The sequence below is a fragment of the Bradyrhizobium sp. genome, from assembly GCF_049586575.1.
In the GTDB taxonomy this organism is placed as follows: Bacteria; Pseudomonadota; Alphaproteobacteria; order Rhizobiales; family Xanthobacteraceae; genus Bradyrhizobium.
The window spans coordinates 1-11,479 of sequence record NZ_JBAVCF010000539.1 but is presented as its reverse complement, the minus strand read 5'-3'; the positions used below and the strand labels follow the sequence as shown (position 1 = coordinate 11,479).

General features: G+C 57.7%; 11 protein-coding genes and 1 tRNA gene. 8 read left to right on the top strand and 4 right to left on the bottom strand.

What is annotated here, in order from left to right; genetic code table 11:
- From WB528_RS20295 to WB528_RS20280, 4 genes are all read left to right on the top strand, one after another.
- The coding region (locus WB528_RS20295) for a hypothetical protein (protein ID WP_423890193.1) at positions 1 to 195 on the top strand (195 nt) is incomplete at its 5' end.
- 9 nt (positions 196 to 204) lie between these two features.
- Positions 205 to 1,419: an ATP-grasp domain-containing protein gene (locus WB528_RS20290; RefSeq protein ID WP_423890192.1), complete on the top strand. Its 1,215-nt coding sequence runs from the start codon at positions 205 to 207 to the stop codon at positions 1,417 to 1,419.
- Positions 1,403 to 2,563 carry a Gfo/Idh/MocA family protein gene (locus tag WB528_RS20285; protein ID WP_423890191.1) on the top strand — a complete coding sequence of 387 codons (1,161 nt, stop codon included), beginning with the start codon at positions 1,403 to 1,405 and terminating at the stop codon, positions 2,561 to 2,563. The genes WB528_RS20290 and WB528_RS20285 overlap by 17 nt, the downstream gene beginning before the upstream one ends.
- On the top strand, positions 2,548 to 3,660 hold the full coding sequence (locus tag WB528_RS20280; RefSeq protein ID WP_423890190.1) for an FkbM family methyltransferase: 1,113 nt from the start codon (positions 2,548 to 2,550) through the stop codon (positions 3,658 to 3,660). Before WB528_RS20285 ends, WB528_RS20280 begins: the two co-directional genes overlap by 16 nt.
- 16 nt (positions 3,661 to 3,676) lie before the next feature.
- Here WB528_RS20280 and WB528_RS20275 read toward each other — a convergent pair whose 3' ends face one another.
- The 4 genes from WB528_RS20275 to WB528_RS20260 all read right to left on the bottom strand — a co-directional run bounded on the left by WB528_RS20275 (position 3,677) and on the right by WB528_RS20260 (position 6,646).
- Entirely contained in the window at positions 3,677 to 4,738 is a 1,062-nt protein-coding gene (locus WB528_RS20275; protein WP_423890189.1) for a glycosyltransferase family A protein, read from the bottom strand.
- 41 nt (positions 4,739 to 4,779) lie between these two features.
- Positions 4,780 to 5,913 carry a DegT/DnrJ/EryC1/StrS family aminotransferase gene (locus WB528_RS20270; RefSeq protein ID WP_423890188.1) on the bottom strand — a complete coding sequence of 378 codons (1,134 nt, stop codon included), beginning with the start codon at positions 5,911 to 5,913 and terminating at the stop codon, positions 4,780 to 4,782.
- Positions 5,914 to 5,921: 8 nt separating this feature from the next.
- The gene (locus tag WB528_RS20265) at positions 5,922 to 6,371 is read right to left on the bottom strand and encodes a sugar 3,4-ketoisomerase (RefSeq protein WP_423890194.1); all 450 of its coding nucleotides are present in this window, start codon (positions 6,369 to 6,371) and stop codon (positions 5,922 to 5,924) included.
- Between the two features lie 201 nt (positions 6,372 to 6,572).
- Positions 6,573 to 6,646, bottom strand: a tRNA-Met gene (locus tag WB528_RS20260).
- 837 nt (positions 6,647 to 7,483) lie between these two features.
- Between WB528_RS20260 and rfbF the strand changes: the two genes are divergently transcribed.
- From rfbF to rfbC, 4 genes are all read left to right on the top strand, one after another.
- Positions 7,484 to 8,254 carry a glucose-1-phosphate cytidylyltransferase gene (rfbF, locus tag WB528_RS20255; protein ID WP_423890187.1) on the top strand — a complete coding sequence of 257 codons (771 nt, stop codon included), beginning with the start codon at positions 7,484 to 7,486 and terminating at the stop codon, positions 8,252 to 8,254.
- A gap of 343 nt (positions 8,255 to 8,597) precedes the next feature.
- Complete coding sequence (locus WB528_RS20250) at positions 8,598 to 9,773, top strand: rhamnan synthesis F family protein (protein WP_423890186.1); 1,176 nt, start codon at positions 8,598 to 8,600, stop codon at positions 9,771 to 9,773.
- Between the two features lie 20 nt (positions 9,774 to 9,793).
- On the top strand, positions 9,794 to 10,861 hold the full coding sequence (locus tag WB528_RS20245; protein WP_423890185.1) for an NAD-dependent epimerase/dehydratase family protein: 1,068 nt from the start codon (positions 9,794 to 9,796) through the stop codon (positions 10,859 to 10,861).
- The gene (gene rfbC / locus WB528_RS20240; protein ID WP_423890184.1) at positions 10,858 to 11,424 is read left to right on the top strand and encodes a dTDP-4-dehydrorhamnose 3,5-epimerase; all 567 of its coding nucleotides are present in this window, start codon (positions 10,858 to 10,860) and stop codon (positions 11,422 to 11,424) included. The genes WB528_RS20245 and rfbC overlap by 4 nt, the downstream gene beginning before the upstream one ends.
- Positions 11,425 to 11,479 lie beyond the last annotated feature (55 nt).

Below are 11,479 nucleotides of genomic sequence, written 5' to 3'. Positions count from 1 at the left end.
GTTTGTGGGGGGCATGTACGGAAGATCGGAAGACGAGCTCTACCGAACAACTCTTCGCCTCAAACGAAGAACGTACGTCACCACGCGCCTGAGTATGTCGGACCTCAACTCGATCAGCGAGACGTTCACCTTCACCGCGATTACCTGGTCGACCTGCAAACCCTTAAGCAGGCGCTGCAGCGGTTTTTGCGTTGAGAAAATAATATGACCACCGGGCATCCAAAGAAGTCGGCGCTTCTCGTTGGCAGCAGCTACAGCGCCGCGCCCCTGCTTTTTGCTTTAAAAAAGCGGGGCCTCCACGTAGCGGTCTGCGGTAATCAGAAGGACGATCCGTGTCATCAGTATGCTGACGCGTCTTTCTATTTCGATTATTCGCACAAGGACGATTTGCTCGATCAGGTTCGGCAAAACTCATTCGATTTCCTGGTCCCAAGCTGCAATGATTTTGCGTATCTGGCTTGCAGCTGGGCCGCTCACAATTGTCATTTCTCGGGCTATGACGACTGGGAAACCGCGCTGACGCTCCACACCAAGGATCGATTTCGAGATTTTTGCTCTAAACACGATATTCCGGCGCCGGCTCGGCACTTTTACGGTTCCGTCGAAGGCGACGGAACAAGTCTCACCCCAATTTCATATCCGGTGCTTGTCAAGCCGGTGGACAGCTTCAGCGGCCGCGGCACGACGAAAGTATCCGAGCAACACCACCTTGCCGCCGCGCTACGCGCGGCGCGGGATGCGTCACGCACTGGCGAAGCCGTCGTTGAAGAGTTTGTCGAGGGCACTCTGCACAGCCACTCGGCATTTATCCAGGATCGCTCGATCGTCTGGGACGGCTTCGTCGACGAACACTGCACGGTCTATCCCTATCAAGTTAATTGCTCGAATTATCCTTCACAGCTTTCAGATCTCCTAAAAGATGAGGTTCGTCAGGCGATGATGCGCGTGGTCCGCGGCGCCTCACTTGCGGATGGCCTGCTGCATACGCAATTTATCGCCTCCGATTCACGTTTCTGGATCATCGAACCAATGCGCCGGTGCCCCGGCGACCTGTATGGCCGCCTTATTGAGGAGGCGACCGGCCTGAACTACACCGACATGTACGTCGCGAAATTCCTTGGTGAAAGATATCCGGAGGAATTACGGCGATTCGACACGGCGAGATTTATGGGCCGGCATACCGTCTCAGTTTCGCGAAGCACGATCTCCTCCGGGCCTTCGTTCAAAATACCAGCACGGAGAATCTCGTTTGTGCCGCTCAAAATGAGCGGCGAGCGTTTGGACCCGGCGCCCTTCGATAAAATGGGTATCGCCTTTATTGAATTCGAGGATGCGGAAACAATGTTCGCGCGCGTACCGCATTTTGCTGACTCTGTCGAGCTGGATTCGTTGGAGGAGACTTATGGCACCCATCCTTAGCGACATTCGGCATGATCGAAGACCTCTTCGCGTCGCCTGTCTTGGCGGCGGCTATTATTCCGCCATCGGGCGGTGCCACAATGCAGCGCTGTCGATAGACCATCGCTTCGACGTTGTGGCGGGCTGTTTCGATCTCGATCCGGAGGCAAACGTATTCAGCGCAATGCAATATGGCGTCTCCCGCGATCGCACATATTCGACAATAGACGAATTGTTGCGCAATGAGTCCAGCAATGTGGACGCGTTTGTCATCTTGACTCCGACCGATCAACACGCCGCGCATGTTATTCAGTGCCTTGAACGCAGAGTTCCTGTGATTTGTGAGAAGGCTCTTGCGGTCTCGATCGACGAAGTCAGAAAGATAGAGGAAGCGCTCGCCTCCACTAACGGCTTCCTCGCGGTTATTTATAATTACCTGGGGTATCCGATGGTGCGAGAGTTACGCGCCATGATCGCCGCAGGTCGATTAGGCACCGTTAGCCAGATCCATGTCGAGATGCCTCAGGAGGGGTTTCTTAGATGTGATGAGCACGGCGAACCCGTGGTTCCTCAGGATTGGCGATTGCGCGATCACGACGTCCCAACCATCTCACTCGACCTCGCAGTACATCTCCACGCTTTCGTGAACTTTCTGACACACGAAACGCCAATGGATGTTGCGGCGCTCGCGGGAAGTTTCGGCAATTTTCGGGGCATCATCGACAACGTTTTCTGCATTTCGCAATATTCGGGAGCGCTTCAGTGCAGTTTTTGGTTCAGCAAAAGCGCGCTGGGCTACCGCAATGGACTGCGGGTTCGGATATTTGGCGATAAGGGTGCGGCCGAATGGGTTCAGACCGATCCGGAATTTATCTGGCTTTCTGATCGTTTTGGCGCGCGGAGCATGATTGATCGCGCCAGCCCGGGAGTTCAAGTCGCCAATCAGGACAGGTATTCGCGTTTCAAACCGGGACACCCGGCGGGGTTCATCGAAGCTTTCGCCAATTATTATTATGATTTGGCAGATTGGCTGGAGGTTCGTCACGGCATCGCTCAGCATGCCCTTGACGATCTCGTGTACGGATTGCCTACGGCGATGCAAGGCATCAAGTTGCTCGATGCCATGGCGAGGTCCGCCCGAGAGCGCCAATGGATCAGGACTTGAGCGGCCTGTTGATATCACCGGCGCGCGCCAATCAGCTACGCGACCGTGCAGAGGCCTTTTGGCGGGAATTTGCGTCTCCAGGAAGCCGCCCGAAACTGGTATTCGGGTGCAATGTATATGGCCGGTCCATCCTGGACCTATGCAGCGTCGATGCTTTCGTCGACGACTTTTCGACCGAACCGACATTCTGCGGACGTCCGATCGTCAGGACATCAGAGATAGCAAAGGATGCGTTGGTTTTGGCCGCATCCGGCGGCAGGCCGCTGACCGTCCGGGACAAATTAGACAAACTGGGCGTCGAGCATTTGGATTATTTCTCACTGTGCAAGTGGTCCGGCGCGCACTTGCGGGAAGTCGTATTCAACGAGGGTTTTGGTGATGAGTTTTTGGCGAATGAGGCGCAGTATCTTTGGGCGTACGAACTGTTGGCCGACGACATTTCACGCGACAGCTTCCGTAAACTCGTCAGCTTTCGGCTGAATTGTGATATCGACGTGATGACCGGATTCGTCGACCGGCAGCAAGAGCAGTATTTCGAAGACTTCCTGGATCTTCATTCTAGCGGCGAAGTATTTGTGGATGTCGGTGCCTTCCACGGCGAGACGAGCCTGGAGTTCATAAAGCGATGCCCTCAATACGGCGCTATTCACCTGTTTGAACCCGATCCGATGAATTTCGCGAAGTGCAAGCACGCATTGCGGGAGTGTCGCGATATCCAGCTCTGGCCCATCGGGGCGAGCGACTTCAGCGGACCCGCGTCCTTCGCGATAAGCGGCTCAACGTCGGGTCTTTCCCTCAGCGGCACGACCACGATTCAGTTGGCGCGGCTGGACGATGTTCTTTTGACCCCGCCGAGTTTTTTAAAGATGGATATTGAGGGGGAAGAGCGCCGCGCCATAGCCGGCGCCGCAGGAATCATTGGGAAGCATCGTCCCAAGGCAGCTATCTCGGTTTATCACAGGGCTGGCGATTTCTGGCGCATACCAAAGCAGCTGCTTTCCATCTACCCACGCTTCGACGTGTATTTGAGGCACTATACGGAATCAATCTATGAAACCGTCATGTTCTTCGTGCCGAGGGACTCTAGAGATGCATGACTGTGAATTTGGACATTTAATTCGTTCGGATATTTCGAGCCTTCCACCAGCGAACCGCGGGGTATGGAAGTGCCCAGTAAAGGTTGCGCAGCACGTAGAACCACGTTTCCCATCGGGTCTGCGGCAAGGTAAGCAGACTCGTCAGGGTCGCGAAATCTGATTTTGCCAACAGCGAGCGTGCGTATTGCACGGCGTATCTTGGCACCATGTGTTGTTCTGCGATTGTGCCAAAGTAGCGAATCATGTGTCTGCAAATCTCCTGAAAGTCCTCAATATCTTTGGGAAACCCATAGTCCATTTTGAATTCGGCCCAATATTGAGCCGGGATGTATTTTCTGACGACTTCCGCCACCAGGTCGCGTTGCCGGCTGACATTGCGGTGAAGGCTCGTATTGTGGATCCGGTAGATACAGAGGTTATCGCTGGCAAAAATAATTTTATTTTTGCGCCCTTGCATGGCTGCAAAGGCGCGAACCATGAACGCGTAGTCGTCGGCCAGCAAATCAGTATCGAATCCACCAAAATCATCAACAAACGACCTGCGAGCTATGGCGCCCTGCAGGAATAGGCGAGATACCCTTTTGCATAGATGTTTAGCGTATATTTCATCTGGATTTCCCGACCGCAGCAATTCCTGAAATTCAGACGTATAAATGGTTTCGAGCCGCGTACAGTCATCGAGATTGACGTGGACGATTCTCGGAAATGCCATCGTTATATTGTCGTGCGCCTCCATCTCCGAAATGATCCTTGCTGCCGCAAAATTCGCGACCAGCGAATCGTCGCCAGACATGAACAGAAGATACTTCCCGCGAGCCATTCGCAGAAGTGCTTGCGAATTTTGAGATGTACGTCCCCCGCTCGGCGGCTGCGTTCTCGCGATGATCGGACGCTGGTTCGACCGGGCGAAGGCGCTGGCTATTGCAAAAGTCGCGTCCGTCGAGCCGTCGTCGAGAAGACAAATCTCAAAATTGGGATAGTCGATGCTGAGGAGTCCCTTCAGGCAGGCTTCAATATAGTTCTCGTCATTATGGGTCAGAATGAGCGCCGACAGCAGTGGAGTGTCGCTATGATCCATCGCGGGTGATCCACGGCAATCGGGCCGATAGAGCAGGAAGGCTAAATCTCGGCCGGAGATTCTTCGACGGTCAAGACTGCGTCTTTAACTGCGCCGATCACGCCGTCGACCTCAGCATCGCTCAGTTCCGGCCACATCGGCAGGCTCAGGACCTGCTCGGCTGCGCGTTCGGTATGAGGGAGGTAGACCCTACTCACCGGATTTGTAGCGTACGCACGCTGCAAGTGGGGCGGAATTGGGTAGTGAATCATCGTTTGAATGCCACGTCGGTTCAGCTCTGCCTGGACTTGTGCCCGTCGGGTCAGTCGAATGACGTACTGATGCCAGACTGGACTGGCGTGCTTCGCGACCTGGGGCACGGCAACCCCTGTGACCCCGCTCAGCTTCGATGAGTAGCGCGTGGCAATGATGCGCCGCTTCTCGTTCCTATCGTCAAGGCCTGCAAGCTTGACGTTCAAAAATGACGCCTGAAGTTCGTCAAGACGCGAGTTACCTCCCAGTTCGTCGTGGCGATACTTCACGCTGGATCCGTAATTCCTCAGTGATCGAATGGAAGCGGCCAATGCGTCATCGTCGGTCGTGACGGCGCCGCCGTCACCCAAGGCGCCCAGGTTTTTGGTCGGATAGAAGCTGAATGCTGCCGCCAGGCTGAGCCCACCCGTCTTTCGACCATCCAGGGTCGCTCCATGGGCCTGAGCGGCATCCTCCAGCACCGGGATCCCATGTTCTTTGCTAATTTCGTCGAGCGAATTCATGTCCGCCGGCTGACCATACAGGTGAACGGCAATGATGGCGCGCGTTCGGCTTGTGATCGCCATCCTGACTTGAGCGGGGTCGATGTTGTAATTGACAGGATCGACGTCGACAGGAACGACCGTCGCCCCAACCTGCTCCGCCGCCAGCCAAGTGGCAATAAATGTGTGTCCCGGAACGATCACTTCATCGCCTGGGCCAACTCTCAAGGCCTTGAGCAGCAGACCAAGCGCCTCCAGGCCGTTGCCAACCCCAACGGCGTGCTTAACGCCCACGTAGGCTGCAAAGTCGTGTTCGAACTTTTCGACTTCGGCACCCAGGATGAAGTATCCGGCTCCAAGCACGCGGGCGGTCGCCGACTCAAGGGCCGCCCGCAATTCCGCGTGCTGTCGCTGAAGGCTGAAAAACTCCACAACAGCCATATCGATGCCTAACGCCCCGCCACGTAGCGGAGGAATTCATCATAGGAGCGGATATAGTCCGCTTCGTCGTAGACTGCTGAAGCAAGCACCAGCATTACGGCGCCGCCGGAAAAATCATCGATCACTCGCCACGCGCCGGGAGGCACATACAATCCGGAACTAGGCCGGTTGAGCGAAAATTGTTCCTTGCGATGTCCATCGTCCAGGTGGACGACGAAACTGCCGGAGAGTGCCAGAAATATCTGGTGCAAGGTTCGATGAGCATGCCCGGCGCGTGTCGACCCGCTGGGGACGTCATAGATGTAATAGACACGGGCGATCTCGAACGGAATGTGCCGGTTCGACTCGACAAAGGTCAGATTGCCTCGGACATCGGTAATTTTCGGCACAGTCAACAGGCGCCAGTCGCACGCTGGCGCGTCACCAGTCTGCGGTTTGCCTGAAATGCCCCCCTGCATCACACCCACGCCTGTGCTGCCGAAGCCCCGTGCCAAATTACACAACCTACTATACACGGTCTAGTAGTGGACGTCTAACTATTCACCTGACGCGGCGTGAGGGTTAACCTCAGCGGCTCGAACGGAAAAGCAAGCTCGGCGCGGAGGTTGGGCAGGGTATGAACCGGCAACGCTTCGGGGGACATTGTTACACGCGGGCGGTAGCGGGGGGCGGACTCGAACCGCCGACCTCCGGATTATGATTCCGCTGCTCTAACCAGCTGAGCTACCCCGCCATCGCGTCCAGCGCCGGTCGATCGTTGACCCTTACGCCAGCCGGCCATGATTTAGGGCAGTTTGCTCAGCTTTCCAAGAGGATGCGAAGTTCGACGCAGACAGCCGTGGCGGGGTAAGCCGGCTTTCTCGGTAGGCCGGCTGTCCCGAGAGCTTCGGAGGTAGCTTAAAGGCCTGCACTTGGGGGCGGAATGGCAAGCCGGCCTTTTACAGTTGTGAGTTCGCCGCCACAGGACCGCTCGCCAAGAAAGAGCCGATATCTGGTCTGCTTGGCAACACGCCGGGATCGCCCGTGGAACCGCATTCTTCATGGAGGTGTGCGCGGCTCGTAAGGCGGCGTCTGGCTTTACTAGTAAACACATTGCAAACAGTCTTTTTGACAACCATTGATAATTATAGAATAATGGTTGCAAAGAGGGGCAACCGCAACGAAGCGGAGCTATTTACGCTCTCAATACTTGTGTTTTGCATGATACTCAACTATAAAATGCAGAACATGAATGCAGGTTGAACAAGGAACCGCTCGGTGACCGGCTGACTAACTGGTGGCGCTTCCGGAAGCGGATGGCCCACCCGAATGGGATCGCGAGGCGTGGAGCCCGCAAGACGTCGATTGGGGGATCGAGAAACAATGAGAGCGGACGACCGCACACGTGGCCCTGCACGCCACGCGACGCATCAGCCGCGAGGCAATCCTGCAGCGTGACGTGACGCTGCGTCGAACGGCATAGCGCCGACAAGTTGCAGTCGACCGCGTCCGCCGAATGTGTCGCGGCAGCGATGGTCAGGACTGGAAAGACCGGAAAGAGCGAAGAGACTGAGGTCGACGTGGTGGGTGAATGAAAGCGGTCTTGTTGGCCGGCGGGTTGGGCACGCGCTTCGCCGAGGAAACGGATGTCAAGCCAAAACCGATGATCGAGATCGGCGGCAAGCCGATTCTTTGGCACATCATGAAAATCTACTCGGCCAACGGCATCAACGAATTCGTCGTCTGCCTCGGCTACCGCGGCTACGTGATCAAAGAATATTTCATCAACTACTTCCTTCACATGTCCGACGTCACCATCGATCTCTGCAAAAACGATCTGACCGTACACCAGGCCAAAGCCGAGCCTTGGTCGATCACGCTGGTCGACACCGGCGAGGAAACGATGATCGGCGGTCGGATCAAGCGAGTCCTTCCCTACGTCAACGCCGACCCTGCTTTTTGCGTCACCTACGGCGACGGGGTCGGTGACGTGAACATTCGCGAGACAATAGAATTTCACAATAGAGAGCACCGCCTGGGAACCGTGACGGCAACACAGCCGCCGGGGCGCTACGGTGCAATCCGCTTCAAAGGCAACGTCATCAGCGGCTTTCAGGAAAAGCCGGTCGGCGACGGCGCCTGGATAAACGGCGGCTTTTTCGTGCTGTCGCCGAAGGTCGGCGATTACATCGAGGGCGACACGACCGTCTGGGAGCGCGAACCGATGGAGCGGCTCGCCGCCGAAGGCGAGCTGTCGGTGTATTTCCATCGCGGCTTTTGGCACCCGATGGATACGCTACGGGACAAGCGATACCTCGAACAACTCTGGGCGTCCGGAAAGGCGCCCTGGAAGATCTGGTAGCGAGTCCGGCAGGTGAGGGTGATGTGCGTCTGTATCTGATCGTGCGTGGAGCGGGCAAGAAATGTCGACGATGAACGGCGCAGCGATCCGACCGGCAACTTTATCCGGCCCCAGGCGCGCGACGCTCGCGCGACTTGAACATATTATGCGCACGGCTTGCCGGCCGGTCGTGAGGAGATTACCCGGCCGCGTTCAGGTCTCCCTAAAACGGCTGAGCGACACGCGGCGCAACAGGACTCTCATCGAGCATTTACCGCTCGAAGAGCGGACGTATCTCCGCCTCAATCCGGACGTCGCAGAGGCCGTTCGCGGCGGCCGTTGCAGGTCCGGCCTCGAGCATCTTGTGAATTTTGGCATCGATGAATTGGAAACATCGTCTCATCGCGTTCTTCGCATCCCGCTTCACGGATATGAATTCGACTTCGATCCCTCCGCGTACTGCATGGATAATCCAGACGCGGCGATGCTGATCGCACAAGGGCGCTTTCGCAGCGCGACAGATCACTTCCTGCGCGTCGGCTACACCCAGTGCCGCGAGGGAACACGATCGTTGTATGCGTCCAACCGCTTTGTGCGCTGCCTTGCGGTTGAAGGCGGCGAAGCGGCGCCGGCTGCGGATCACCGATACCTTGCTTTATTCGCTCATTACGATCGAGACGGCATCATCGACGAATATGTCGTTCGCTATTTGAGCGCTCTGCGCGACGCCGGCGCCGACATCTGCTTCATTACTTCCACGGCAGCGCCGAAGGAATTGGAAAAAATACGTCAATTCGTGTTTCGGATTATCATAAAGAATGACGCCGGCCGCGATTTCGGCTCCTGGTACCTTGCGCTTGAGAGCATCCAAACAAGTCTCAGGGAACGATACGCGTATGTGCTTTTCATCAATGACAGCGTATATTTCCCCGTCGTCGATTGCGGCCGAATGTTTGCTCAAATGGCTGCATCGAAACTGGACCTGTGGGGCATAACCGACAGCCGCCAATGCGGCTATCATCTGCAAAGCTATTTCCTCGGCTTCAGCCGCAATGCACAGAAGACCCTGCTGCCGTGGTTTGCCGAAACAATCAAATCAACGCCCTACATGACCAAGTACGGCCAGATCGCCAGCTTGGAGCTCGGTCTGACGCAGCATGCTTTGGAAACCGGCTTGGCGGTCGGCGCCCTTTGTTCGATTGACACCATCAACAATGATGTCCTGACGAATCCTCGGCTCTCGCAGTGGCGTTCGTTCCTGCAAGTTGGCCGCTGCCACATTAATCCGTCCCACGCGCTGTGGGACCTGCTCATTGCGCGCTATGGCTGCCCTGCGCTGAAAATCGAGCTGCTCCGCGACAACCCGCTCGGCCTCGATACGCGCGGATGGGTTTCCCTCGCCGCCTCACCTTCGCTCAATCCGATCGTGCAACGGCATCTTGACCGAATGAAGAAACAGCCATGCGCGCCAACTGCGGAACAAGCTCTCGCGGAGGCGTCGATTCCCGCGACACGGTTTTCTCGGCACCAGGACGCGTAACGCTCTCGAACGCTCAGCCCATGCGCATCATCATCACCGGGAATATGGGATATGTCGGGCCGGTGCTGGCGCGGTTTCTCCGCACCAAGATCGGCGGCTGTACGCTGGTCGGATACGACAGCGGCTTCTTCGGCCACTGCCTGACCAATTCCGCCGTCCTCCCAGAGACGCTATTCGACCGCCAATATTTCGGCGACATCCGCGACCTCGACGCGGAGGTGCTGAAAGGCGCCGACGCGGTCGTGCACCTCGCGGCGGTCTCCAACGATCCGATGGGCAGCAAGTACGAAGCGGTCACCGAACAGGTGAATCAGCAGGCGAGCGTCCGCGTCGCCGAGCTGGCCAGCAAGGCTGACGTACGCAACTTCGTGTTCGCGTCAAGCTGCAGCATGTATGGCAGCGCCGAAGGCGGCCCCCGCAAGGAGACCGACGCAACAAATCCGCTCACGGCCTATGCGCGCTCCAAGATCGGCACCGAAAACGCGCTCAAGCAGATGGACTTGAACGGCACGACGGTGACGTGCCTGCGCTTCGCTACTGCTTGCGGCATGTCCGATCGGCTGCGGCTCGACCTCGTGCTCAACGACTTCGTTGCCTGCGCGGTGACCTCGGGCGAGATCACCGTGCTCAGCGACGGCACGCCGTGGCGGCCGCTGATCGACGTGGAGGACATGGCCCGCGCCATCGCCTGGGCGATCGCACGGCCGCCGTCGCAGGGCGGGCGTTTCTTGGCGGTCAATGTCGGGCGCGATGAGTGGAATTATCAGGTGCGTGACCTGGCCGAAGCGGTCGCCGCCGCCGTGCCCGGCACCAGGGTGAGCATCAACACCAAGGCGCCGCCCGACCGGCGGTCCTACAAGGTCGACTTCTCGCTGTTCAGGGCGCTTGCGCCCAGCCATATCCCGCAGCTGACACTTGCCGAGTCGATCGGACGCCTGCGCGACGGGCTCACGGCGATGGGTTTCGCCGACAGGGATTTCCGTAACTCGCCCTACATCCGTCTGAAGACGCTGGACCGTCACCTGGCGGCCGGCCGCCTGGCGCCTGACCTGCGGTGGGCCGGGCAGGAAAACCGGGCGGCGTCATGAAATTCCACAATACGCCGCTCGCCGGTGCCCACGTCATCGAACAGGAGAAGCGCGGCGACGATCGCGGCTTCTTCGCCCGCTATTTCTGCGAGCAGGAATTCGCGGCGAATGGCCTGGAAACCCGTTTTGTTCAGATCAACAATTCGCTCAGCCGGCAAAAAGGCACGCTGCGCGGCCTGCACTATCAGTTGCCGCCCGCCGCCGAGGTCAAAGTCGTGCGCTGTGTACGCGGCGCGCTGTGGGACGCGATCGTCGATCTGCGGCCGGACTCGCCGACATACCGAAAATGGTACGGCGCCGAGCTCACGGCCGACAACCGCCTGATGATGTATGTGCCGCGCGGCTTCGCCCACGCGATCCTCACGTTGAGTGACGACGCCGAGGCGATCTATCTCGTGTCGACGTTCTACGGCCCCGAGCAGGAACGCGGCCTCCGCTGGGACGACCCGGCCATCGGCATCGCGTGGCCGACCGTGCCGGCTGAAGTGTCGTCCAAAGATGCGGCGTGGCCGGATTTCGATCCCGCGTTCCATGGCGTCGACCTGATGCGGGGTCTGCCATGAAAATCCTGCTGACCGGCGCAAGCTCGTTCACCGGCTATTGGTTCGCGCGAACGCT

Bases quoted from the DNA above. Each gene is read 5' to 3' on its own strand.
- WB528_RS20245 (WP_423890185.1), top strand. From the start codon at position 9,794: ATGCGCATCATCATCACCGGGAATATGGGATATGTCGGGCCGGTGCTG.
- WB528_RS20285 (WP_423890191.1), top strand. From the start codon at position 1,403: ATGGCACCCATCCTTAGCGACATTCGGCATGATCGAAGACCTCTTCGC.
- rfbC (WP_423890184.1), top strand. From the start codon at position 10,858: ATGAAATTCCACAATACGCCGCTCGCCGGTGCCCACGTCATCGAACAG.
- rfbF (WP_423890187.1), top strand. From the start codon at position 7,484: ATGAAAGCGGTCTTGTTGGCCGGCGGGTTGGGCACGCGCTTCGCCGAG.
- WB528_RS20265 (WP_423890194.1), bottom strand. From the start codon at position 6,371: ATGCAGGGGGGCATTTCAGGCAAACCGCAGACTGGTGACGCGCCAGCG.
- WB528_RS20290 (WP_423890192.1), top strand. From the start codon at position 205: ATGACCACCGGGCATCCAAAGAAGTCGGCGCTTCTCGTTGGCAGCAGC.
- WB528_RS20275 (WP_423890189.1), bottom strand. From the start codon at position 4,738: ATGGATCATAGCGACACTCCACTGCTGTCGGCGCTCATTCTGACCCAT.
- WB528_RS20280 (WP_423890190.1), top strand. From the start codon at position 2,548: ATGGATCAGGACTTGAGCGGCCTGTTGATATCACCGGCGCGCGCCAAT.
- WB528_RS20270 (WP_423890188.1), bottom strand. From the start codon at position 5,913: ATGGCTGTTGTGGAGTTTTTCAGCCTTCAGCGACAGCACGCGGAATTG.